The sequence below is a fragment of the Crystallibacter degradans genome (genome assembly GCF_012952295.1).
Classification (GTDB): Bacteria; Actinomycetota; Actinomycetes; order Actinomycetales; family Micrococcaceae; genus Crystallibacter; species Crystallibacter degradans.
On the sequence record NZ_JABBCH010000009.1, the window covers coordinates 135,574 to 158,327 of the forward strand.

Here is a 22,754-nt window from a genome sequence, read left to right on the forward strand (position 1 = left end):
CCATGCAGGTCCAGATTGCGCGGATTGGCAAACCCCACGGCATTCGAGGCGAGGTCACTGTCCAGGTGATGACCGATGCGCCCGAGGAACGCTTCGTTCCCGGCGCGTCCTTTGTCGTTGAGCCGGCGAGTCTGGGGCCGCTGACGGTTGAATCGGCTCGTTGGAACAAGGACATCCTCCTGCTGGGCTTTGCGGAAGTGGCGGACCGGAACGGGGCCGAGGAGCTCCGCGGCGCCCAGCTGTTCGTTAATACGGAAGATGTCGACGACGATGAAGACGCCTGGTACGAACACGAGTTGGTCGGCCTGCGTGTGCTGGTGGATGAGCAGGAAGTCGGCAAGGTCGCCGCCTTGAATACGCTTCCCGCCCAGGACCTCCTGGTCGTCACCGCAGCCAACGGCGACGAAGTCCTGGTTCCCTTCGTGGAACAGATTGTCCCGGAAGTCGACGTCGAGGCCGGCTTCATCCGCGTCACCCCGCCCGCAGGTCTTTTCGAGCTCAACTCGGCCGAGAGCCAAAGCACCCCCGACGACGGCGAGGGGGAGCGCTAAGTGCGCATCGACGTCGTTAGCATTTTTCCCGAGTATCTGGCTGCCCTGGAACTTTCCCTGATCGGCAAGGCACGCCAGGACGGTCTGCTGCAACTGGACGTGCACGACCTGCGGGAGTTCACGACGGACAAACACCGCACGGTGGACGACACACCGTACGGCGGCGGTGCAGGCATGGTGATGAAACCCGAACCTTGGGCGGAGGCCCTCGAATCATTGCTGCCCGCGGAAGGGCCCCAACGTCCCGTGCTGATCGTGCCGTCACCGGCCGGAGAAGTTTTCACGCAGGCGGCCGCCCATGAGCTCGCGGAGGAAGAGCATCTGGTCTTCGCCTGTGGCCGGTACGAAGGCATTGACGAGCGTGTGCTGGACTGGGCCGCGGAAAGATTCACCGTCCGCCCGATGAGCCTGGGTGACTATGTCCTCAACGGCGGCGAGGTTGCCGTGCTGGCCATGGTGGAGGCCATCGGGCGACTGATTCCGGGTGTCGTGGGCAACCCCGAATCCCTGGTCGAGGAATCCCACTCCGACGGCCTGCTCGAATATCCCGTCTACACAAAGCCTTCGCAGTGGCGGGACAAGGCCGTCCCAGAGGTACTGCTCAGCGGCAACCACGCCAAGATCGCCCGGTTCCGCCGCGATGAGCAACTGCTGCGGACTCTCCGGCGCCGTCCGGACCTGATTGCCCGGCTGGACCCCGGCACGCTGGACAAGGCGGACAAGGCCTTGCTCGACAGTGCGGGCTACACCGTTTCGGCTACCGGCATCGCGTTGCGCCCAACCAGCGGCTGACCCAAGCCCGCTGAATTGGCGGTGCCCGCTGCGGTGTGGCAATATAAAGACTTGTGTTTGCTGGGTTTGCGCCTGCCACAGGGGGCGTGGAGCCAACAGCCAGACACACCGGCGTGCCATTTCCGGACGCGCCGGTCTAACAGAACTTTCGGTATTGATCGTCCTGCCGCGTGCCGGACCCTCATGCCGTGACCAAAGTGGATGACCTGTGGCGTTCACCAGGAGTGATACCAATGCACATCCTCGATTCAGTAGACGCCGCTTCACTGCGCAGCGACGTTCCCGAATTCCGCGCCGGCGACACCGTCAAGGTTCACGTCAACATCATCGAAGGCAAGAACGCCCGTGTTCAGGTCTTCCAGGGCTTCGTGATGGGCCGCCAGGGCGACGGCATCCGCGAGACGTTCACCGTCCGCAAGGTTTCCTTCGGCGTCGGCGTGGAGCGTACCTTCCCGGTTCACTCTCCGATCATCGACAAGATCGAAGTCCTGACCAAGGGTGACGTGCGCCGTGCCAAGCTGTACTACATGCGCGACCGCCACGGCAAGGCTGCCAAGATCAAGGAAAAGCGCGACTTCAGCACTGCCAAGTAGCCTCCCTTCCTTAGGGCAGCTTGAACTAAGTGGTGCAAGAAATTCCAGTTCCCCGGGCCTCGTCCGGGGAACATGCAAAACGCCGGTCCGGATTCCCGGGCTGGCGTTTTGTCTTAGCTGTGCTCGCCGCAGCAATCGTGCTCAGCGCAGTGGTCCGCGCTACCCTGATCGACGTCTACTACATCCCGTCGGATTCGATGGAGCCACTGCTGGATACCGGCGACCGGGTACTGGTCTCCCGAACTGATTATGCCTTTGGACCCATCGAGCGGGGCGACTTGGTGGTTTTCGACGGCCGCGGCTCCTTTGCGCCCTTCGACAGCGGCAACCCCGCCTATGTCGACGCGCTGCTGGGGCTGGGGCAATGGTTTGGACTCATCGGCAGCGATACGGTTTACGTCAAGCGGGTCATCGGACTTCCCGGCGACATGGTGGAATGCTGTGCCCCGGACGGCCGGCTGGTGATCAATGGGGAAGCGGTTACTGAAGACTATGTGTATCCCGGAGATGCCCCCAGCGAACAGGAATTCGCCGTTGAAGTGCCGCACGATAGGTTGTGGTTGATGGGGGACCACCGGGCAATCTCAGCTGATTCGCGTGTACTGCTGGGTGCGCCCGGCGGGGGTATGGTTCCCTTGGAAAGGGTAATCGGCAGGCCGATGGAAATCGTCTGGCCGCTGGAGCGGTCCGGTCCGCTGGAGCGGACCGCTCTTGGCACCGATCCCGAAACGGACAAAGGAAAGTGAACATGGAGCAGGCGGCAGATAAACGGAAAAACCCGGTTCTGGCGTGGCTGCGCGAAATCGCGGTCATCGTGGCGGTAGCCCTGTTGTTGTCGTTCCTGATCAAGACCTTCCTGTTCCGGGCCTTCTATATTCCGTCTACTTCCATGGAAAACACCTTGGAAGTCAACGACCGCATTTTCGTCAATCTGCTGGTGCCTGAGCCGTTCAGCCTCAACCGCGGGGACGTTGTTGTCTTCCAGGACGACCTCAGTTGGCTGCCTCCGGCGGAATCGAACGACGACGATGGCTGGTTCCAGCAGGCCCTTACTTTTGTTGGGCTGCTGCCCGATAGCTCGCAGCAGCATCTGGTCAAGCGCGTGATTGGTGTCAGCGGGGACCGCGTGGTCTGCTGCGACGCAGACGGACGGATTACCGTGAACGGATATCCGCTCGACGAACCGTACCTGCATCCGGAATCCGACAATGCCCGCCAGCCCTTCGACGTCGTTGTTCCCGAGGGTAAAATCTGGGTCATGGGGGATAACCGTAACCACTCGGCCGATTCCCGCGAACACCGCGACGAGGAATCCGGCGGCTTCATAGACATCGATGCAGTGGAAGGCAGGGCAGCCGTGATCGCCTGGCCGTTGGGCCGGATGAGTGTGCTGGGCAGCTATCCGGAGGTATTCGACGCTGTCCCGGCGCCGGACGAAGGGAACCCCGGTCAGGAATCGGGGTCCGTGGAGGAAACCGCACCGGCACAAGGGGCCAGCCGATGACGCCGAAGGACCCGCATCTGCGCTTCGAGCGTTCATTCAAGGCGCAGGGCCACCGGCTGATTGCCGGTGCGGATGAAGTTGGCCGTGGAGCCTTGGCCGGCCCCGTCAGCGTGGGCATGGTCCTGATCGACGCCACCACTGCCAAGGCGCTCAAAGGTGTGCGCGACAGCAAACTGCTCAGCGCGCCGGACCGTGAAGCACTCGTGCCGGTGATCCGGACCTGGGCCAACGCCTACGGCGTTGGCCACGCCTCTCCTGCTGAAATTGACAGCATGGGGCTGATGGCCGCGCTGCGCCTGGCCGGAACCCGCGCCTGGCTGCAGGTTCTTGCCATAGCCCGGCCGGATGTCGTGATCCTGGACGGTAACTATGACTGGCTCTCGGCACAGCCGCAGGCATCGCTCTTCGAGGTATCCGACGGTGCCGGGTGTGACGCGCCTGTGCACACGAAGATCAAAGCCGATTTGCAGTGCCTTAGCGTGGCCGCCGCCAGTGTCCTGGCAAAGGTGGAACGCGACGCAATGATGATAAAGCTCGCCGATGACTACCCTGCGTATGGCTGGGAGGCCAACAAGGGCTACGCTACCGGCAGCCACCGGGCGGCCATTCTGGACAAGGGACCTTCAAGCCAGCACAGGCAGAGCTGGCGGCTGACGCCGGACAGCCCGGCCATGGCAGCCGTTGAACTGAGCGGAGCAGGACCGCTCTAACCGGTTCTTCACCCGCGATTATCGCCTCCCCTGAGGACCGAAATACGGCGGGGAACACAGACCTAACCGAACTGCGAGAAGATGGTGGCATGAGCGCCGAAGATCTTGAGAACTATGAAACGGACATGGAGCTGCAGCTCTACCGCGAATACCGCGACGTTGCGGGTCTGTTCAGCTACGTTGTGGAGACCGAGCGGCGGTTCTACCTGGCCAACCATGTTGATCTGCAGGCCCGTTCGGCCGATGGCGAGATCTACTTCGACCTGACCCTGCAGGATGCCTGGGTCTGGGATATTTACCGCTCGGCACGTTTCGTCAAAAAGGTCCGCGTGCTGACGTTCAAGGACGTGAACATCGAAGAGCTGACCAAGACCGATGACCTGACGCTGCCCAAGGACGCAGACCTCGGTAACTAGCGTTTTCCCCCGCCCGCGGACGGCCCGGTGGATTTTGCACTTTCCCTGCACAGCAATCACGGCCCGGAGCAACGTCCACATAAGTGCCAGGCTCCCTGTGCCATTGCCATCCGTGCCGCCACGCTGGGGGTATGAGAGCCAAAGACAAACTGGGCAAAGACGGCGAAGACCTGGCTGCCAGGTATTTGGAACGGGCCGGGCAGCGGGTCGTGGACCGCAATTGGCGTTCCGGCACGGGGGAGCTCGACATCGTTGCTCTGGAAGGGGCAACAGTTGTCGTTTCGGAGGTCAAAACGCGGCGAAGTCCGGACTACGGGCATCCTCTTGAGGCGATTACGCCTGCCAAGGTCCAGCGACTGCAGATCCTGACCCTGCAATGGCTGCGGGCGCACGGCATGTCGGGCACCGGCTACCGTATCGATGCTGTTGCCATTCTCCACGACGGGCAGACTCCTCCGGTCATTGAGCACGTGAAGGCCGTGGGCTGATGGGACTGGGCAGAACCTTCTCCGTGGCATTGGTCGGCTTGTCAGGACACATGGTCGAGGTCGAAGCCGACATAGGCCAGACGCTCCCGGCATTTGTCCTCCTCGGCTTGCCGGACGCGTCGCTGAATGAGGCGAAGGACCGGATTAAGGCAGCGGCGAAGAACGCCGGAATTCCACTGAGTCGGCGCAAAATCACCGTGAACCTGATCCCGGCTTCGTTACCGAAAAAAGGTTCCGGCTTCGATCTGGCAATCCTGATGTCCGCCTTGCAGGCATCCGGGGATGTCCGGCCAAGCGGCGGAACCGTGTTCCTCTCCGAACTGGGGCTTGACGGCAGGCTAAGGCCCATCCGGGGAGTATTGCCGGCCGTCATGGCAGCAGTTGATGACGGCCACCCCGAAGTCGTCGTGGCGGCGGCCAACCGCGCGGAAGCGGAACTGGTCCCCGGCGTCAAGGTCCGGAGTTATGGAACGCTGGCTGAACTGCTCCTTGCCTATGGGGCGGATCCGGTCCCCCTGCTGCTCCCGGTGGGTGATGCAGAGGAAGCTCCGACCGGACGCGAGAGCCCAGCCACCGGGGACTGCCGCGAACCCGACATGGCAGATATCGCAGGCCAGCACGAAGCCAGGACTGCCATGGAGGTTGCGGCCGCCGGCGGGCACCATGTCATGCTCGTCGGGCCGCCCGGGGCGGGCAAGACGATGCTGGCAGAGCGCTTGCCTGGTCTGCTGCCGGACCTGCCGGACCACCACGCCATGGAGGTCACCGCGGTTCATTCATTGAGCAACACTGCCGCGCATTTGACCCAGTTGTTGCGGCGTCCGCCATTCGAGAACCCGCATCACACGGCCACCACTGCATCCATCATCGGCGGCGGTTCCGGAGTCCCGCGTCCCGGTGCTGCGTCCAGAGCACACCGCGGCGTCCTCTTCCTCGACGAGGCACCGGAATATGATCGCGCGGTACTGGATGCGCTGCGGCAGCCGCTGGAGAGCGGGAACCTGGTGCTCCACCGGGCAACGGGCACGGCCGCCTATCCCGCCCGCTTCCAGCTGGTGCTGGCAGCCAATCCCTGTCCCTGCGGGATGGCCAGCGGCAAAGGGCTGGAGTGCAGTTGCACGCCCGTGCAACGCCGCCGGTACTTCGGCAAGTTATCCAAACCCCTGATAGACCGCATAGATCTTCAGCTGCGGCTCAACCGGCTGTCGCTCGCCGACATGGCCGGTGCGGCGGAGCAGGAAGCGAGCCGGACCGTCGCGGCGCGCGTGCGCGAAGCCAGGAAGGCTCAACGAGAGCGGTTGGGGCGTTGGGGCCGCGAACTGAACTCGGAGGTTTCGGCCGAGCTGCTCAAGACCGAACTGCGGCTTTCGCGCACGGCAACAGTAGACCTCGACAAGGCCATGGAGCGCGATGTGCTGACTGGCCGGGGCTATGCCCGGGTGCTCAGGGTGGCCTGGACCATGGCCGATCTGGCCGGTCTGGCGGTTCCCGATCGAGACTGCGTCTGCGCGGCGCTGGCTTTCCGTCAACAGGTAGGTGCGACATGAGGACGACTACACAGGCCGCCGACCGCAGGGCGCGGGCGGCCTTATCACGGCTCATGGAGCCTTCGGACTGGGTGGGACTCGCCCTTGTCGCGGCCGTCGGCGCCTTGGATGGGCTGCGTATCGCGACAGGCGAGGTGAAACCGGGACCGGAGCTGCAGGCTGAGCTCTACCGCCTGCTGAACCGGGAGCAGTCACGCAGCCAACAGGGAATGCTTTCCGAGGCTCTTCAGCGCTGGCATCCGCGCATTAAGGACCTGGACCCGGATCGGGACCTGGCCACGATCGAGCGCCTTGGTGGGGCCGTTCTGGTGCCAGGCGATGAGTCCTGGCCAGTGGCACTGGCTGATCTGGAGCTCGCAGAACCGCTGTGCCTTTGGAGCCGCGGGCAACACTCGAACGGAATTCCCCCAGCAGAACGCACGGTAGCCCTGGTTGGATCAAGGGACAGCACGAACTACGGCAACTCTGCTACAGGCGACCTGGCCGCAGGCCTGACGCAGAAGGGCTACTGCGTGGCTTCCGGCGGTGCCTACGGCATCGATGCCCAGGCGCACCGTTCCGCCCTGGCAGCCGCAGAGCCAGGGCATTGGCCAGCCACCGTCGCGATCATGGCGTGCGGGCTGGACCGCTACTATCCGGCGGGGAATGAGGAACTGCTCCGCACGGTGGCCAGCCGCGGTCTTCTGCTCTCCGAACTGCCGCCAGGCGCCGCGCCCACTCGCTGGCGGTTCCTCCAGCGCAACCGATTGATCGCCGCACTGGCCGGTACCACGGTAGTCGTAGAAGCCCGGTGGCGCTCGGGAGCGCTGAACACGGCGCACCACGCTGCAGGACTGGGCCGTCCGGTCGGCGCAGTGCCGGGATCCATTTACTCGGCGAACTCGGCAGGCACGCACCGACTCTTGCGTGACGGCAGCGCAGTCTGCGTTACCGACGCTGCTGAAGTCGCTGAATTGGCGGGGCCCCTCGATGCAGGGGCGGCCGCAGAGCAACAGGCGCCGCTCTCCGACCACGATGGCCTCAGCGTGGAGGATCTGCTCCTGCTGGACGCACTGCCCGTGAGGCAGGGAACCACGGTCGAGAAGCTTTCGGCTGTAGCCGGATTGCCGATGAGGACGGTACTGGCGGGGCTCGGGCGGCTGGAAATCATGTCTCTCGCCCAGCAGGATTCGTCCGGTTGGCGGCGGCAACGGCGGGGCTGAACGCTGGGCGGTCGTAGGCTCCTAAGTCCTGCAGGAAGCCTACGTGTGGCGTCTTGAGTTCGAGACCGGGATCGAGGACAGTGGAACGATGAATGCTCGTGAGACGTCGGAAGCAGCTTCTAACAGGCCTTGGCCGGAAAGCTTCAGCTCGGCGTTCAACGGGTTTGAAAAGTATCTGACTGCCGAACGTGCCCATTCGGAACACACCACCCGTGCCTATCTGGCGGACCTCCAACAGCTCTTCAACTTCGCAGCGGGCAACTCCATAGCGGATTTAAGCGGACTCAGTCTGCTGACTTTACGTGCCTGGCTGGGCAGCATGAATGCCGACGGCCGGGCCCGGTCCAGCATCGCCCGCCGTGCCGCGTCCGCCCGAGTTTTTACCGCATGGGCCCTCCGCGAAGAGCTCATCGCAAGCGATCCTGCAGTGCGGTTGCAGGCTCCCAAACGCCAACGGACGCTGCCCCACGTCCTGCAGCGGCGCCAGGTGGAACAGCTGTTCTCGACGCTGGCTTCGGAAGCAGCCGAGGGGCAGCCTGTTCCGCTGCGTGATCGGGCGTTGATCGAACTCCTCTACGCCACCGGAATTCGTGTTGGGGAGTTGTCCGGACTGGACGTTGACGACCTTGACCAGGACCGCAGGCTGGTACGCGTGCTGGGTAAGGGCAATAAAGAACGCGCAGTCCCCTATGGTGTTCCTGCTGCTACCGCATTGGATGACTGGCTTCGCCGCGGGAGGGGAGCGCTGGCGACGGATGCCAGCGGTCCGGCGCTGTTTCTAGGCCGCCGGGGAAAGCGGATCGACCAGCGGCAGGTGCGGGACGTTTCCGCACGCCTGTTTGCCGGACTCGGCGACACTGCGGCCACCAGCCCGCACGCATTGCGCCACAGCACCGCTACCCATCTGCTCGACGGTGGCGCGGACCTCCGTGCCGTCCAGGAGATTCTTGGCCATGAGTCCCTGGCGACTACACAGATCTATACGCATGTCTCGGTGGATCGCCTGCGAGCCAGCTATAAGCAGGCGCATCCGCGTGCCTAGTGCGAACGAGAATGGCAACTTGGTAGTTACGCTGGCGGAATTCCCGGACATACGGCAGAATGAGTCACATAATCCATCGGGTTGACGAAATACTAATAGATGTATCGTCGAATCAACCTGAGCAATAGCAGCGTCGGAATCAGATAACTATCCGTGGGCTGAAGGTCGTTGGGGAAGACGTACCTACAGCAAATTGGAGGATGGGATGTCTGTTGTGATGACGCGTGGTGTGCTGTTTGTGCATTCGGCGCCTACAGCGCTATGCCCCCACATCGAGTGGGCCGTCGGATCCGTCGTGGACAAGCGAACGGATCTTGACTGGACCCCTCAACCTGCTGCGCCCGGAATGTTCCGGGCCGAACTCTCGTGGCTCGGTCCACAGGGGACAGGTTCTATGCTGGCGTCCGCCTTGCGCGGCTGGGCTCACCTGCGTTATGAGGTGACCGAAGAGCCGAGCCTCGGCGTGGACGGGGGCCGTTGGTCGCACACACCCGAACTGGGCATATTTCACGCGGCAACAGATGTCCACGGCAACATCATGGTTTCAGAAGACCGCATCCGCTATGCCTACGAGACGGGCGCCGGTGATCCGGCGGCTGTTTACCATGAGCTCTCCTTGGCGCTGGGCGAGGCTTGGGATGAAGAGCTGGAACCCTTCCGGCACGCAGCCGAGGGCGCGCCCGTCCGGTGGCTTCATCAGGTCGGCTGACACTTCTGCACTAAACGTCTTCGCCGCTCATCCAACAGCAAAGCAAAGGAGAGGCTTCTCAGCGATTCGCTGAGAAGCCTCTCCTTTGCCGGTCTGCGGCAGGGATTTTCCGTGCCGGTTGGTCAGGCGTTCCGGAACACGACGACGGCGTTGTGTCCGCCGAAACCGAAGGAGTTGTTCAGCGCCACAATGTCGCCGCTGGGCAAATCCCGGGCGGAGGTCACCACATCCAGCGGGATCTCCGGATCCTGATTATCGAGGTTGATGGTCAGAGGTGCCTTGCGTTCGTACACGGCAAGGGCCGTCATGACCGATTCGACGGCGCCAGAGGCTCCCAAGAGGTGTCCGGTCTGCGACTTGGTTGCCGAGACCGAGACGTTGTCCACCTGGTTGCCCAGAGCCGCCTTAAGGGCCGTGTACTCGGGCTTGTCGCCCACCGGGGTGGAGGTGGCATGAGCGTTGACGTGGACCACGTCTACGGCCTGAGCGCGGGCGTCAAACATAGCTGCCTTGAGCGCTCGGGTCGCTCCAAGGCCTTCCGGATCCGGGGCAGTGATGTGGTAGGCATCGGCAGTGACTCCGGAACCGGCAAGTTCGGCATAGATACGGGCGCCGCGGGCCAGGGCGTGTTCCTCGGCCTCGAGGACGAGCGCGCCGGCTCCTTCGCCCATGACGAATCCGTCGCGGTCCAGATCGTACGGCCGTGAGGCGTGCTCAGGGTCGTCGTTGCGCTTAGAGAGCGCCTGCATGGCACTGAAGGCCGCAATCGGCATCGCATGGATGGCGGCTTCGGCGCCGCCGGTCATAACGACGTCGGCCTTGCCGGCACGGATGAGATCAACGCCCATGGCGATGGCCTCGGTTCCCGAGGCACAGGCGGAGACAGGAGTGTGGGCGCCTGCGCGGGCACCCAGATCCATGCTTACCGCTGCTGAGGGCCCGTTGGGCATCAGCATGGGAACAGTCATCGGCAGGACCCGGCGGGGCCCCTTTTCCCGGAGGGTGTCCCAAGCATCCAGAAGTGTCCAGACGCCGCCGATACCGGTGGCGAAAGCCACGGCCAACCGGTCGTGGTCGATTTCTTCGATGCCCGAGTCCTTCCAGGCTTCGCGGGAAGCGACGACGGCGAACTGTGTGGATGGATCCATCCGCTTGGCTTCGACGCGGGTCAGTACCTCGTCAGGCTTGTTGGAGGCCCGGCAGGCAAAGGTTACGGGGAGTTCGTAGCGTGCTACCCAATCGTCTTCAAGGGTACGGGCGCCTGACACGCCCTTGAGAGCGTTCCTCCACATCGTGGGGACGTCGCCGCCGATGGGCGTGGTGGCGCCAAGGCCGGTGATGACTACTTTGCGTGCCATTTACTCATTCTCTCCAAGGGTATGGGGCAAAAAATGCAAGAGTCGGCGGCCGGAACGAATCGCATCCGGCCGCCGGTCCCTGTGAAGGGAAAACTTACGCCTGGGCGTTGGCGATGAAGTCCACGGCGTCGCCGACGGTCTTGAGGTTCTTGACCTCTTCGTCTGGGATGCGGACGCCGAACTTTTCCTCAGCGTTGACGACGATCGTCATCATGGAGATGGAGTCGATATCCAGATCGTCGGTGAAGGACTTGTCCAGTTCGACAGCCTCGGGTGCGAGACCGGTTTCCTCGTTAACGATTTCGGCCAGGCCTGCCAGGATTTCTTCGTTGCTAGCCATTGAAGGCTCCTTTTCTAATGGTGCCGGCACGATGTCCGGCCGGGGTTGTCAAACCGCTGAATACGGTTTGGAATGGAAAACTGTTCACGTGCAGGGGAAATTGCAGCGGAACGACTGCGATACTACGGCAGAACGATGACCTGTGCACCGAAGACCAGCCCCGCGCCGAAGCCAATCTGCAACGCCAGACCTCCGCTGAGCTGCGGGTTTTCCTGCAGCAGGCGGTGCGTAGCCAGCGGAATAGACGCTGCGGAGGTGTTTCCGGCGTCTGCGATGTCGCGGGCAACCGCGACGCTTTCCGGCAGCTTTAGCTGCTTGATCATCTCGTCGATGATGCGCATATTGGCCTGGTGCGGGACGAACGCGGCGAGCTCTTCCGGCTTGACTCCGGCTTCGTCCAGGGCGCGCTGGGCAACCTTCGCCATTTCCCAAACGGCCCAGCGGAACACCGACTGTCCGTCCTGGCGCAAGGTGGGCCACAGCTTCTTGCCGTCCTCGTCCCGTTCGGCAGCAGCTGCGGAGAGAGAGCCTGCCGCCTCCGCAGCCAGGGAGAGTTCACGCACGTCGCTCAGCGAATGGGTCATGCCGATGACATCCCACTTGCTCCCGTCCGAGCCCCAGACCGATGGTCCGATGCCGGGAGTGTCGGAAGGGCCGATAACGACGGCGCCGGCACCGTCGCCGAGCAGGAAGGAGATGGTCCGCTCGGAGTTGTCGATCACATCCGAGAGCTTCTCCGCTCCTACCACCAGGACGTATTCGGCTGCGCCGGAACGGACCAGGGCGTCGCCCTGGGCAATGCCGTAGCAGTAGCCTGCGCAGGCAGCGGAAATATCGAATGCCGGCGCGGGTGTTGCCCCAAGCCGGTCTGCCAGGGCAGCAGCGGCCGACGGCGTGGCGTACGGGTGCGAGACAGTCGAGACGATGACCGCTCCGAGCTGGGAGGCTTCGATACCGGCCTTCTCGAGTGCTTCGAGGGCAGCGCCCTCGGCCATGTCCACAACGGAGGTATCCGCTCCGGCCCGGTGGCGCGTCACAATTCCGGTCCTCTGACGGATCCATTCGTCAGAGGACTCAATCCACTGGCAGACATCGTCGTTCGTGACGATGACATCGGGCCGGAAGGCTCCCATACCGAGGATGCGGGAATGTTCGCGCAGTTGGGACTGGCGCATGACGGGGTTGCTCACTGGTGGATGTCTCCAGACTTATGTTCATTGGTAAGTGCGACGCCGGCCGGTGTCTGTTGAGTATGTTCGGCGATGAAGGCGCGGGCCTGCTCGAGCTGATCAGGGGATTTCAGGGCCATTGTAGCCACACCCTTCATGCCGCGCTTCGCCAGTCCCGTCAGCGTCCCCGCCGGCGGCAGTTCGAGTAGGCCGGTCACGCCAACGGAGAGCAGTTCTTCCATGCACAGATCCCAGCGGACGGGCCTGGAGACCTGGGCGATCAGACTGTCCAGGTTCTGCTCGCCGCCGGCAACCGGTTCGCCGTCGCTGTTGGACAGCAGCGTCAGCGCCGGCGAGGCAGGGGACAGCTGCGGACGCAGCCCTTCCAGGACACCGACGGCGGGCGCCATGTGTTCGGTATGGAAAGCGCCGGCCACCTTCAGCGGGATGACGCGGGCCTTGGCCGGAGGATTATCTGCCAGCTTCTGGAGTTGGTCAAAGGTGCCGGCCGCCACGATCTGCCCGCCGCCGTTCGCGTTCGCGGGGGTGAGCTCCGCGGCGTCGATGACTGCGAGAACTTCCGCCTGGTCTCCGCCGAGCACTGCGCTCATGCCTGTTGGTGTCTGGGCCGCGGCCTGGGCCATCGCGTTGGCGCGTTCGCGGACGAAGGCCATCGCATCGTTTTCGGTCAGGGCGCCGGCGATGGCTGAGGCCGTAATCTCGCCGACAGAGTGTCCGGCCACAACCGTGGAAAGGTCCAGCGGTTCATCCGCCGTCAGCGCTCTGGCCGCAATGAGACCGGCGGCGACGATAAGAGGCTGGGCGACGGCTGTGTCTTTAATGGTCTCTTCGTCGGAAGTGGTCCCGTGGGCTACGAGGTCCAGCTTCGCTATGTCGCTGAGCAAGCTCAGGTGTTCAGCGACGCCGGGGACGTCCAGCCAAGGGGAGAGGAATCCTGGGGTCTGGGAGCCCTGGCCCGGGCAGACAATTGCAAGCACTTATCCAGCTTTCCAAAGACATTGGGGTTATTAGGGTGTTTTGGCAAACGAAGCTCACCTGATCCCTTTGTAGGAAGTCTACAAGGGCAGGTTGTTACTGCCGAGTAGGCGTGCGTTCCTGGGCGGGCCGTGACGCGGCCACCAGACGGCCAACAACGAGGGCTGTTTGCAAAACGAACGCCTCGCGGGGGAGCAGCGGATCCCAGCCGGTCACGTCGCACACTCTCCGCAGGCGGTACCGCACGGTATTGGCATGGACGAAGAGTTCTCTCGCGGTTGCCTCCAGGGAATGGCCGAGGGACAGGTAACTGGAGAGCGTTTCGCTAAGTCCGTTTCCGGCATTGACCAGCGGCACGTAGATGTATTTGTACAGGTCGCGGCGTGCGGCATCGTCTCCCGACATAACCCGTTCGGGCCACAGATCGTTTGCCGCCACAGGACGCGGCGCACCTGGCCAGGCCCGGGCGGCTGAGAGGCCGGCGAAAGCTGCCTGCGCCGACATGCTTGCGTCTACCAGCGATTTGGTTTCCGGTCCGTAGACAACGGGGCCGGGACCGAACAGTTCGCTGAGCCGGATGAAGGCTGAGCCCTGGTCGGATATGCCGCCCAGTACCAGAATCAGCCTCTCGCCCTGGATCCCCACCAAGGTGTCGTCGGCAAACCGTGAACTGGCCCGGCGTATTTCAGCGACGAAGGACGGGCTTGGTTCCGGCGGGGAACTGCCCACCATGACGGTAATCTTGCCCGCGGATTTCCAGCCGACGGCGGCGATCCGCGAACGCAGGGCATCCGAGCTCTCCCCGCGCAGGATGGCGTCCACGACAAGTGCCTCCAGCCGGGTGTCCCAGGCTCCGCGGGTCTCGGCGGCACGCGCGTAGACGTCCGCTGCGGCGAAGGCCACCTCCCGGGAATACCTCAGGACCGCCTCCCGCAGCGACGCTTCGTCGCTGCCGCCCGCCAAGTCGCCGACCTGGTCCTCCACGGCTTCAACCACCACACGGATCAGCTGCAGGGCGCGTTGCAGGCTGATCGACCGGGTCAGTTCAGTCGGAGCTGTACCGAAAACGTCGTTCATGACCCAGGCAGGCGATGCCGGACGCTCATACCAGGTCACGAAGGACGCGATCCCTTTTTGCGCAACCAGCCCCAGCGCGGCCCGCTCGTCGGGACGAAGGCTGCGGTACCAGGGCAACTCGCTTTCCAGCCGCTTGAGCGTAGTTGTGGACAGCGCGCCGATCTTCGACCTGAGCCGGTCAAGAGTGGCAGCAGTGGCCGGCGGCTGTTTGCTTGAGTACGGCTTAGCGCCGCGGACCGTGGTCTTCGGCGTCGCTTGCGGGGCCGGGGTTGCGGCATTGGTCCGGGGCTGGGGCATGCCTCGAGCATACGCACTCGGCGGCCTGTGCTCCATTCGTTCTTTTGTGTGGTTCCTACTAAAACGGCACGGACTGTTCCCGAGGCCGAAGCTGTCGCGGGGACAAAAAAAGCAGCGGGTCCCCTTCCGGAGATCCCGCTGCCTTTCTTGTTCTTGCCGCTTGGTCAGGAATCGCCGCCGGCGTTTCCGGACGTACCGGCTGTGACGTCATTGAGCTTGTACCGGTCGAAGGCTTCCTTGGGAGCGTTCTGGTCCACTTCACCGCGGCGGGCGAGCATTTCCAGAGCGCGGACCACGATCGAGTGGCTGTCGATCTTGAAGAAGCGCCGGGCAGCAGCGCGGGTATCGGAGAAGCCGAAGCCGTCCGCACCGAGCGTGGCGAATTCGTGGGGCAGGAACTGGCGGATCTGGTCCGGCACTGCCTTCATGAAGTCGCTTACGGCAACGATGGGTCCAGTGGCACCCTCAAGCTGTTCGGTGACAAACGGCTTGCGCGGTTCGGAGCCCGGGTTAAGGAAGGCTTCTTCCTCCGCCGCCAGGCCGTCCCTGCGCAGCTCGGTCCAGGACGTGACGGACCAAACGTCGGCAGAGACACCCCATTCGTCGGCGAGGATCTGCTGTGCCTCGAGGGCCCACGGCACCGAGACACCGGAAGCCAGCAGCTGGGTCCGGGGACCGTCTACCTTGGCCGGCGCCAGCAGGTAGATGCCCTTGAGCAGACCTTCGACGTCGAGCTTTTCGGGCTCTGCCGGCTGAAGGATCGGCTCGTTGTAGACCGTCAGGTAGTACATGACGTTCGGATCCTTGGAATCCGGTCCATACATGCGCTCCAGACCGGACTTCATGATGTGTCCGATTTCGTAGCCGTACGCCGGGTCGTAGGTCACGACCGCCGGGTTGGTCGAAGCCAGGAGCGGCGAATGGCCGTCGGCGTGCTGCAGACCTTCTCCGGTAAGCGTGGTCCGGCCGGCCGTGGCGCCGATAATGAAGCCGCGGGTCATCTGGTCCCCGGCGGCCCAGAAGGAATCACCGGTGCGCTGGAAACCGAACATCGAGTAGAAGATGTAGATCGGAATCAGCGGCTCGCCGTGGGTGGCATAGGCGGTTCCTGCTGCTGTGAAGGCTGCGGTGGAACCGGCCTCGTTGATGCCAGCGTGCAGGATCTGCCCGGAAATCGACTCCTTGTAGGCCAGGACGAGGTCGCGGTCCACGGACAGGTAATTCTGGCCCTTGGGGTTGTAGATTTTCGACGTCGGGAAGAACGAGTCCATGCCGAAGGTGCGGGCTTCGTCCGGCACAATCGGGACAACCCGCTTGCCGAAGTCCTTGTCCCGCATCAGATCCTTCAGCAGGCGCACGAAGGCCATCGTGGTCGCAGCCATCTGCTTGCCGGATCCGCGCTTGGCAACTTCGTAGGCCTTGTCGTCAGGCAGGTGGATCGGCTCCGCGGTGTTCCGCCGTTCCGGCACGTAACCGCCCAGGGCCTTGCGCCGCTCCTGCAGGTACTGGATCTCGGGCGAGTCCTGTCCTGGATGGTAGTACGGCGGCCGGTACGGGTCGGATTCGAGCTGCTCGTCGCTGATCGGGATCCGCAGGTGGTCGCGGAACTGCTTCAGATCATCCAGAGTCAGTTTCTTCATCTGGTGGGTCGCGTTGCGGCCCTCGAAGTGGGTGCCCAGACCGTAGCCCTTGACGGTGTGCGCCAGGATCACCGTCGGCTTGCCCTCGAACTCGGTGGCAGCCTTGTAGGCGGCGTAGACCTTGTGGTAGTCGTGGCCGCCGCGCTTGAGGTTCCAGATCTCCTCATCGGAAAGGTGGGAGACCATTTCCTTGGTCTGGGGGGTCTTGCCGAAGAAATGCTCGCGGACGAAGCCGCCGGACTCGGCCTTGTACGTCTGGTAGTCGCCGTCCATGGTCTCGTTCATGACGTCCACCAGGGCGCCGTCCTTGTCGGCAGCCAGCAGCGGATCCCATTCACGGCCCCAGACAACCTTGATGACATTCCAGCCGGCACCGCGGAAGAACGCTTCGAGCTCCTGCATGATCTTGCCGTTGCCGCGTACCGGGCCATCGAGGCGCTGGAGGTTGCAGTTGATGACAAAAGTGAGGTTGTCGAGGTTTTCATTGGCGGCCAACTGGAGCAGGCCGCGGCTTTCCGGCTCGTCCATTTCGCCGTCGCCGAGGAAGGCCCAGACATGCTGCTCGGAGGTGTCCTTGATGCTGCGGTTGTGCAGATAGCGGTTGGACTGCGCCTGGTAGATCGCGTTCATCGGGCCGATACCCATGGAGACCGTCGGGAACTCCCAGAATTCCGGCATCAGACGGGGGTGCGGATAGGACGAGAGGCCGTGGCCCGCCTTGGACTTCTCCTGCCGGAAACCGTCCAGATCCTCTTCGCTCATGCGGCCTTCGAGGAAGGCGCGGGCGTACATGCCGGGCGAAGCGTGCCCCTGGAAGAAGACGTGGTCGCCGCCGCCGGGGTGGTCCTTGCCGCGGAAGAAGTGGTTGAGTCCGACTTCGTACAGGGTGGCGGCGCCGGCGTAGGTAGAGATGTGCCCGCCAACGCCGATGTCGGGCCGCTGCGCGCGGTGCACCAGCACCGCGGCGTTCCAGCGCAACCAGGCACGGTACTTGCGTTCGATCTCTTCCTTGCCCGGGAACGCAGGTTCCTGGTCGGCGGGAATGGTATTGACGTAGTCCGTGGTGGTGACCATGGGCACGCCGACGCTCTGGGCGCCCGCTCGTTGCAGCAGGGAGCGCATGATGAACTGTGCGCGCTCAGTGCCTTGGGACTGAATCAGCTGGTCCAGCGATTCGATCCATTCCGCGGTTTCCTCAGGATCGCGGTCCGGGAGCTGGTGTGTCAGCCCGCTCAGGATGTGCGAGGTATCTTCTCCTGCGCTCACGTCCAACCTCTCTTATGTGCAGATTGTGTCTGCGCCGTGCATGGTCAAGCGTCCCGGCCGCGCTTACGGCGGGCAATGTCTCCGGCTTCAAGCGGAAGCATTGGTCGCTGAATCCCGGCGCAGTCCGGTTTGGACGCGCACGGATATTCTTCGTGCAACTCTAGCCGCTCATAGTGCCACAGCGTAGCCGCGGGGCTGCCCGCGAACCCATTGATTACGCGGTGGAAGGACGCCCTATCACAATTGTGGCAGGGGCTGCCTTTTCAGGTCGGACGCGGCGGCTGGCTTGATGCATCCGCAAATAGGGTGTTGGCTTGTAGTATCCATTAGAGGACCAACCCGGTCCCGTACATGCAGGTATGACAGTTGCAAGACAGTTCCAACCAGGAGGAGCACAGTGAGCGAGGCCGAGGCCGCCACGGTTGACAATGTGGCAGGCAAGTTGGGTTTCAAAGACGGAGACCTAATACAGGAGTTCGGCTACGACGAGGATGTGGATTTCGATCTGCGTGCCGACGTCGAAGACTTGACTGGCTCCGAACTGCTCACCGAGGACGACCAGGATTCCGTTGATGCTGCCATTCTTTGGTGGCGGGACGGTGACGGAGACCTGGTTGACGCGCTGGTGGATTCTCTCACCATGCTGGACGACGGCGGTGTGGTGTGGGTCCTGACGCCGAAATCGGGACGGGATGGCTACGTGCCGCCGTCGGATATCCAGGAAGCAGCACCCACGGCAGGACTGCACGTCACCACGTCCGCAGGAGTCTCCGATGACTGGGCAGCCGCCCGGCTCGTAAGCAAGAGGAATAAATAACCATATGAGTTTTCCCGCCGTCGGCAAGGCTGCCCCGGATTTTGAGCTGTCCAACCAGTTCGGGGAGCCAATCCGCCTCTCCGATCTCCGCGGCCAGTCCGTAGTTATCGTCTTTTACCCCTTCGCTTTCTCCGGGATCTGCACCGGTGAGCTGTGCGCGCTTCGCGACGATCTGGCGTCCTTCAAGGATCAAAACGCCCGATTGCTTGCTGTGTCCGTTGATCATAAGTTCGCGCTGCGGGCCTTTGCCGAGCAGGAAAGCTACGAATTCGACCTGCTCGCCGATTTCTGGCCGCATGGCGGCGTGGCGAAGGCATATGGCGTCTTCGACGAAGAATCCGGAATGGCAGGACGCGGAACGTTCATCGTGGATGCGGACGGAATCCTGCGCCACGTGATCGACAGCCCGCGCACCCAGGCGCGTGATATCCAGGAGTATCACCGCCTGCTGAAAGAGCTCTAGGCAGCGTATGGACCGGGGGCGGTTTGACCAGGCGATCAGTGCCATGGCCGGCCGTCCTCTTGCTGTCCTCACCGGTGCGGGGCTCAGCACGGATTCAGGCATCCCGGACTACCGGGGGCCTGACTCCGTGCCGCGCAGCCCCATGACTTATCAGCAGTTCGTGTCGGATGAACTGCTGCGGCGTCGGTACTGGGCCCGCAACCATGTCGGCTGGCGCCACATGCACCGTGCGGAACCGAATGCCGGCCATCTCGCTCTGGCGGCCATTGAACATGCGGGGCTGATGACAGGGCTGATCACCCAGAACGTGGACCGCCTGCATGAAGACGCTGGCAGCATCAATGTCATTGACCTGCACGGGCGCTTCGACAAGGTCATCTGCCTGCAGTGCAGCCGGGTAATCGACCGCTCCGAACTCGCGGACCGGCTGGAAGCACTGAATCCCGGATGGCCCGACTCCTCCGCCGATCCCGGCGACGTAGCCCCCGATGCGGATGCCAACGTCGACGACACAGCGCACTTTGTCATCGCGGACTGCGAAGTGTGCGGCGGGATGCTCAAGCCGGACTTTGTTTATTTCGGCGAGAACGTTCCCAAGGACCGCGTTGCCGCTGCCTACACCATGGTTGATCGGGCAGAGGCAATGCTGGTGGCGGGGTCATCGCTGACCGTCATGAGCGGGCTGCGTTTTGTTCGCCATGCCGCCAAAACAGGCAAGCCGGTGGTGATTATCAACCGGGGCAGCACGCGCGGCGATGAGTTGGCAGCGGTGAAGCTCGAGGCAGGCGTCTCGGAGAGTCTGGAAGGCCTTGCTGCGGAGCTTCCAGCCCTGTTTGCCGGTGATGCAGATGGTGCCGGTGGGTCCAGTTGGCACATCGGGCCGGTTATCCGGTAGAGTATTTCCTTGTGATGTTGCGGCGGATAACGCACTGCGGCACTGTACAAAACATCACCATTGGGTCTTTAGCTCAGCTGGTAGAGCGCCACGTTTACACCGTGGATGTCATCGGTTCGATCCCGGTAGGACCCACCCTCGCAGGGTTCCGGCAACGGAACCCTGCTGTGTTTAACGGCTAATTTGGCCAAGCTCTGCGTCGGCGTTCAGCTCGTGCACAGGTTGCGCAGAGACCCTGGCCATGTTGCTGTGGTAGCAAAGATGAAACCGGTTTCCGACCCGAAGGTAGTCAATGCCAAGCATCAAGCGTCGGCCGATCTTTGCCCTCGTGGGCAGTGCGGCCGCCATCCTCCTTGCCGCGCAGACTGTAGACGTAGCGGTCAACAGCAGGGCCGGGGACGAGGACTTGCAGGCCCAGGCCCTCTCCAGGGCAAGCCAGGTGGAGAATCTCCGGATGAGCGGCCAGGAAGGCCTCGGTGCGGAGGCGAAGGCGCCTGAACCCAGCCTGGATGAGCAGCAATTTTCCGCCGCCATGGATGAGTATGCAGCCGCAACAGGGAAGACGTTCTCCGCCGCGGTGTACGACCCGGCCACGGATGAGACCTGGACCTACAACGCCCGCCAAGGCTATATGGAAGCAAGCATCGTCAAGGTGTCCATGGTCCTGACGCTGATCCGGGAAGCCACGAAGGAAGGCCGGGGGCTGACTTCCGATGAGATGGACCTATCGGCCCGGATGATCCAGTCAAGCGACAATGATGCAACTAACGAGCTCTACCGGAACATCGGCGGTGCCGAGGCGTTGCAGGAGACCTATGACCTGCTGGCCTTGACGGGCACGGAGGCAGGGCCGCTCTGGGGCGCGTCGACCACCACGGCGGCTGACCAGCTCAAGATCGTCAATGCCGTCATCTACGGAGCCGACTGGCTGAATGAGGACCAGTTGACCCACCTCCAGAAACTGATGAACGGGGTGGAAGCGTCCCAGTACTGGGGAGTGCCCTCCGGCACCACCCACGCCTCCGTGGCCCTGAAGAATGGCTGGCTGCAGGACGACGACGGCAAATGGGATGTCAACAGCATCGGCTACGTCAGCGAGGACAGCACGGAGTACGGAATCACCGTCCTCTCGACGGGAAATCCGGAGATGGAAGACGGCGTCTCGCTGATCGAAGACGTGGCGGGCATCATCCATGAACTCGAACGCAGCGACGTGGCCCGGGGGAGTGCCGGGTCCAACTGAGCCCCCGCAATGCGGCGGTCACCAAGGGCTAGCCGTGCAAAATAGTGCAACGGCTTAACTGCCCGGGCACTGCCGGACTAGGCTGGAGCGTGGATACCTATCCCGGCTGCCTACGCGAGCAGGCCCGGGTCCACGCAAGCAAACAAGCACTGGAGAGTAATGAGCGCACACATCGGTGTGACAGGTCTGGCAGTCATGGGCGCCAACCTGGCACGGAATTTTGCCCGTAACGGTTACACCGTTGCCCTGCACAACCGTTCGGTGGAGAAGACCGATGCCCTGCTGAACCAGCATGGGGATGAAGGCGACTTCGTCCGCACCGAGTCACTGCAGGAACTGGTGGACTCCCTGCAGAAGCCCCGCCGTGTACTGATTATGGTCAAGGCCGGAAAACCGGTGGATTCGGTCATCGAGCAGCTGACTCCGTTGCTTGAAGAGGGCGACATTGTCATCGACGCCGGCAACTCGCACTATGAGGACACCCGCCGGCGCGAAGCCGCGTTGGCCGAAAAGGGCCTGCACTTCGTCGGAATCGGAGTCTCCGGCGGCGAGGAAGGCGCCCTGCTCGGTCCGTCCATCATGCCGGGCGGTTCACGCGAATCCTACGATTCCCTCGGCCCCATGCTGGAAAAGATTTCAGCAAAGTACGACGGCGATCCGTGCTGCCGCTGGATCGGCACCGACGGCGCGGGCCACTTTGTGAAGATGGTCCATAACGGCATCGAATACGCGGACATGCAGGTCATCGGCGAGGCCTTCGACCTCCTGCGGTCCGGAGCCGGGATCGAGCCTGCCGAGCAGGCGGAGATCTTCACCGAGTGGAACAAGGGCGAGCTGTCCTCGTTCCTGATCGAGATCACGGCCGAGGTGTTGGCACATACGGACGCCAAGACCTCAAAGCCGTTTATCGACGTCGTTGTTGATTCCGCGGGCCAGAAGGGCACCGGACGCTGGACGGTTGTCTCGGCACTGGAACTGGGCTCGCCGGTATCGGGTATCGCCGAGTCTGTCTTCGCCCGCGGCTTGTCCTCGCAGCGGGACCAGCGTGCCCTGGCGCAGGACGTGCTGGCCGGACACGAACAGCAGGTGCAGGTACCTGAGGGCTTCGTCGAAGACGTCCGCCAGGCGCTGTTCGCGTCGAAGCTGGTCAGCTACGCCCAGGGCATCGACATGCTCACCTCGGCCGCGAAGGAATACGGCTGGGAACTGAAGCTGGACGAAATCGCTTCGTTGTGGCGTGCGGGCTGCATCATCCGCGCCGAGCTGCTCGACGACATCATGAAGGCCTACGCCGATGAGGACCGCCCCGAGAACCTGCTGTTCGCTCCGGCCTTTGCCGAAGCCATTGCGGCAGCGGTACCGGCCTGGCGCCGCGTCGTGGCGACCGCCGTGCAGCTGGGCATCCCGGTTCCGGTCTTCTCCAGCTCGTTGGCCTACTACGACGGTCTGCGCCGCAAGCGCCTGCCGGCTGCCCTGACGCAGGGCCTGCGCGACCTGTTCGGCGCCCACACCTATAGGCGCGTCGACGCTGAGGGCACCTTCCACACGCAGTGGAGCGGCGACAAGTCCGAGGTCGAGGCCGTCGACACGCACTAACAATGCGCACGGTCCTGCCGGAGCGGCTTGATGGGCCGCTCCG

Annotated in this window: 23 protein-coding genes and 1 tRNA gene; 18 read left to right on the forward strand and 6 right to left on the reverse strand. The window is 63.3% G+C overall.

What is annotated here, in order from left to right:
• Positions 1–2: 2 nt before the first annotated feature.
• From rimM to HGO92_RS15090, 12 genes are all read left to right on the forward strand, one after another.
• Positions 3–551 (forward strand): ribosome maturation factor RimM, encoded by a 549-nt coding sequence (gene rimM / locus HGO92_RS15035; protein ID WP_169996197.1) that lies wholly within the window; start codon positions 3–5, stop codon positions 549–551.
• Entirely contained in the window at positions 552–1,343 is a 792-nt protein-coding gene (gene trmD, locus HGO92_RS15040; protein WP_169996199.1) for a tRNA (guanosine(37)-N1)-methyltransferase TrmD, read from the forward strand.
• A 233-nt stretch (positions 1,344–1,576) separates the two neighbouring features.
• Positions 1,577–1,936, forward strand: a complete 360-nt coding sequence (gene rplS / locus HGO92_RS15045; RefSeq protein WP_169996201.1) for a 50S ribosomal protein L19 — start codon at positions 1,577–1,579, stop codon at positions 1,934–1,936.
• A 119-nt stretch (positions 1,937–2,055) separates the two neighbouring features.
• Entirely contained in the window at positions 2,056–2,682 is a 627-nt protein-coding gene (gene lepB, locus HGO92_RS15050; RefSeq protein WP_346768972.1) for a signal peptidase I, read from the forward strand.
• Between the two features lie 2 nt (positions 2,683–2,684).
• The gene (gene lepB / locus HGO92_RS15055; protein ID WP_169996203.1) at positions 2,685–3,440 is read left to right on the forward strand and encodes a signal peptidase I; all 756 of its coding nucleotides are present in this window, start codon (positions 2,685–2,687) and stop codon (positions 3,438–3,440) included.
• Positions 3,437–4,150, forward strand: coding sequence for a ribonuclease HII (gene rnhB, locus HGO92_RS15060; protein ID WP_169996205.1), 714 nt, complete (start codon positions 3,437–3,439; stop codon positions 4,148–4,150). Before lepB (HGO92_RS15055) ends, rnhB begins: the two co-directional genes overlap by 4 nt.
• Positions 4,151–4,239: 89 nt before the next feature.
• Positions 4,240–4,566, forward strand: a complete 327-nt coding sequence (locus HGO92_RS15065) for a DUF2469 domain-containing protein (protein WP_074702055.1) — start codon at positions 4,240–4,242, stop codon at positions 4,564–4,566.
• A 131-nt stretch (positions 4,567–4,697) separates the two neighbouring features.
• The gene (locus HGO92_RS15070) at positions 4,698–5,054 is read left to right on the forward strand and encodes a YraN family protein (RefSeq protein ID WP_169996206.1); all 357 of its coding nucleotides are present in this window, start codon (positions 4,698–4,700) and stop codon (positions 5,052–5,054) included.
• Positions 5,054–6,601, forward strand: coding sequence for a YifB family Mg chelatase-like AAA ATPase (locus HGO92_RS15075; RefSeq protein ID WP_169996208.1), 1,548 nt, complete (start codon positions 5,054–5,056; stop codon positions 6,599–6,601). Before HGO92_RS15070 ends, HGO92_RS15075 begins: the two co-directional genes overlap by 1 nt.
• Complete coding sequence (locus HGO92_RS15080) at positions 6,598–7,803, forward strand: DNA-processing protein DprA (RefSeq protein WP_169996210.1); 1,206 nt, start codon at positions 6,598–6,600, stop codon at positions 7,801–7,803. The genes HGO92_RS15075 and HGO92_RS15080 overlap by 4 nt, the downstream gene beginning before the upstream one ends.
• 88 nt (positions 7,804–7,891) lie before the next feature.
• Positions 7,892–8,845 (forward strand): tyrosine recombinase XerC, encoded by a 954-nt coding sequence (locus HGO92_RS15085; RefSeq protein ID WP_169996279.1) that lies wholly within the window; start codon positions 7,892–7,894, stop codon positions 8,843–8,845.
• Positions 8,846–9,050: 205 nt separating this feature from the next.
• The gene (locus HGO92_RS15090; protein WP_169996212.1) at positions 9,051–9,554 is read left to right on the forward strand and encodes a DUF3145 domain-containing protein; all 504 of its coding nucleotides are present in this window, start codon (positions 9,051–9,053) and stop codon (positions 9,552–9,554) included.
• A 122-nt stretch (positions 9,555–9,676) separates the two neighbouring features.
• On the opposite strand, the gene fabF is transcribed toward HGO92_RS15090, so the two are convergent.
• The 6 genes from fabF to aceE all read right to left on the reverse strand — a co-directional run bounded on the left by fabF (position 9,677) and on the right by aceE (position 17,697).
• Positions 9,677–10,912 (reverse strand): beta-ketoacyl-ACP synthase II, encoded by a 1,236-nt coding sequence (fabF, locus tag HGO92_RS15095; RefSeq protein ID WP_169996214.1) that lies wholly within the window; start codon positions 10,910–10,912, stop codon positions 9,677–9,679.
• A 94-nt stretch (positions 10,913–11,006) separates the two neighbouring features.
• The gene (locus HGO92_RS15100) at positions 11,007–11,252 is read right to left on the reverse strand and encodes an acyl carrier protein (protein WP_074702064.1); all 246 of its coding nucleotides are present in this window, start codon (positions 11,250–11,252) and stop codon (positions 11,007–11,009) included.
• 122 nt (positions 11,253–11,374) lie between these two features.
• A complete protein-coding gene (locus tag HGO92_RS15105; RefSeq protein ID WP_205834542.1) occupies positions 11,375–12,427 on the reverse strand; it encodes a beta-ketoacyl-ACP synthase III in 1,053 nt (350 codons plus the stop codon).
• 11 nt (positions 12,428–12,438) lie between these two features.
• Positions 12,439–13,419 carry an acyltransferase domain-containing protein gene (locus HGO92_RS15110; RefSeq protein ID WP_169996218.1) on the reverse strand — a complete coding sequence of 327 codons (981 nt, stop codon included), beginning with the start codon at positions 13,417–13,419 and terminating at the stop codon, positions 12,439–12,441.
• Between the two features lie 94 nt (positions 13,420–13,513).
• Complete coding sequence (locus HGO92_RS15115) at positions 13,514–14,791, reverse strand: PucR family transcriptional regulator (RefSeq protein ID WP_240974657.1); 1,278 nt, start codon at positions 14,789–14,791, stop codon at positions 13,514–13,516.
• Positions 14,792–14,955: 164 nt separating this feature from the next.
• Entirely contained in the window at positions 14,956–17,697 is a 2,742-nt protein-coding gene (gene aceE, locus HGO92_RS15120) for a pyruvate dehydrogenase (acetyl-transferring), homodimeric type (RefSeq protein ID WP_169996222.1), read from the reverse strand.
• Positions 17,698–18,094: 397 nt separating this feature from the next.
• On the opposite strand from aceE, the gene HGO92_RS15125 reads away from it, so the two are divergent.
• From HGO92_RS15125 to gnd, 6 genes are all read left to right on the forward strand, one after another.
• Complete coding sequence (locus HGO92_RS15125; protein WP_169996224.1) at positions 18,095–18,514, forward strand: DUF3052 family protein; 420 nt, start codon at positions 18,095–18,097, stop codon at positions 18,512–18,514.
• Positions 18,515–18,518: 4 nt separating this feature from the next.
• On the forward strand, positions 18,519–18,977 hold the full coding sequence (locus tag HGO92_RS15130; protein WP_169996226.1) for a peroxiredoxin: 459 nt from the start codon (positions 18,519–18,521) through the stop codon (positions 18,975–18,977).
• A gap of 7 nt (positions 18,978–18,984) precedes the next feature.
• On the forward strand, positions 18,985–19,872 hold the full coding sequence (locus tag HGO92_RS15135) for an NAD-dependent protein deacetylase (RefSeq protein ID WP_169996228.1): 888 nt from the start codon (positions 18,985–18,987) through the stop codon (positions 19,870–19,872).
• 62 nt (positions 19,873–19,934) lie between these two features.
• Positions 19,935–20,007 (forward strand) — tRNA-Val (locus tag HGO92_RS15140).
• A 157-nt stretch (positions 20,008–20,164) separates the two neighbouring features.
• Complete coding sequence (locus HGO92_RS15145) at positions 20,165–21,115, forward strand: serine hydrolase (RefSeq protein ID WP_169996230.1); 951 nt, start codon at positions 20,165–20,167, stop codon at positions 21,113–21,115.
• A gap of 159 nt (positions 21,116–21,274) precedes the next feature.
• Positions 21,275–22,711: an NADP-dependent phosphogluconate dehydrogenase gene (gene gnd / locus HGO92_RS15150; RefSeq protein ID WP_169996232.1), complete on the forward strand. Its 1,437-nt coding sequence runs from the start codon at positions 21,275–21,277 to the stop codon at positions 22,709–22,711.
• The last annotated feature ends 43 nt before the right edge of the window (positions 22,712–22,754 follow it).